Raw genomic sequence first — 1,186 nt, forward strand, 5'->3', positions numbered from 1 at the left:
CACATATCCTCAACGGGAGTATGGATGGGTAGGGGAGCGTCGTGTGCCGGGTGAAGCAGCCGCGGAAGCGAGTTGTGGACGGTTCACGAGTGAGAATGCAGGCATGAGTAGCGATACACACGTGAGAAACGTGTGCGCCGATTGACTAAGGGTTCCTGGGTCAAGCTGATCTGCCCAGGGTAAGTCGGGACCTAAGGCGAGGCCGACAGGCGTAGTCGATGGATAACCGGTTGATATTCCGGTACCCGCTGTGAAGCGTCAAACATCGAGCATCGTGATGCTAAGGCCGTGAAACCGCCCGCTGCCGGCTTTGCCGTCAGTGGGAGTGGTGGAGCCGCTGAACCAAGCGGTTAGTAGGTGAGTGATGGGGTGACGCAGGAAGGTAGTCCATCCCGGGCGGTGGTTGTCCCGGGGTAAGGGTGTAGGCCGCACGGTAGGTAAATCCGCCTTGCATACGGCTGAGACCTGATGCCGAGCCGATTGTGGTGAAGTGGATGATCCTATGCTGTCGAGAAAAGCCTCTAGCGAGTTTCATGGCGGCCCGTACCCTAAACCGACTCAGGTGGTCAGGTAGAGAATACCGAGGCGTTCGGGTGAACTATGGTTAAGGAACTCGGCAAAATGCCCCCGTAACTTCGGGAGAAGGGGGGCCACGTCTGGTGATGAGTTTTGCACTCTGAGCTGGGGGTGGCCGCAGAGACCAGCGAGAAGCGACTGTTTACTAAAAACACAGGTCCGTGCGAAGCCGTAAGGCGATGTATACGGACTGACGCCTGCCCGGTGCTGGAACGTTAAGGGGACCGGTTAGGCGCTTTCGGGCTGCGAAGCTGAGAATTTAAGCGCCAGTAAACGGCGGTGGTAACTATAACCATCCTAAGGTAGCGAAATTCCTTGTCGGGTAAGTTCCGACCTGCACGAATGGCGTAACGACTTCTCGACTGTCTCAACCATAGGCCCGGTGAAATTGCACTACGAGTAAAGATGCTCGTTTCGCGCAGCAGGACGGAAAGACCCCGGGACCTTTACTATAGTTTGATATTGGTGTTCGGTTCGGCTTGTGTAGGATAGCTGGGAGACTTTGAAGCTTGGACGCTAGTTCAGGTGGAGTCATCGTTGAAATACCACTCTGGCTGTACCGGTCACCTAACTTCGGACCGTGATCCGGTTCAGGGACAGTGCCTGATGG

At 56.0% G+C, this 1,186-nt stretch carries 1 rRNA gene; it reads left to right on the forward strand.

Annotation, left to right across the window (positions count from 1 at the left end):
• A 23S ribosomal RNA gene (locus ACFWMP_RS31480) occupies nt 1–1,186 on the forward strand; the annotation flags it as partial.

It is taken from the genome of Paenibacillus sp. NPDC058367 (genome assembly GCF_042723305.1).
Lineage (GTDB): Bacteria > Bacillota > Bacilli > Paenibacillales > Paenibacillaceae > Paenibacillus_AQ.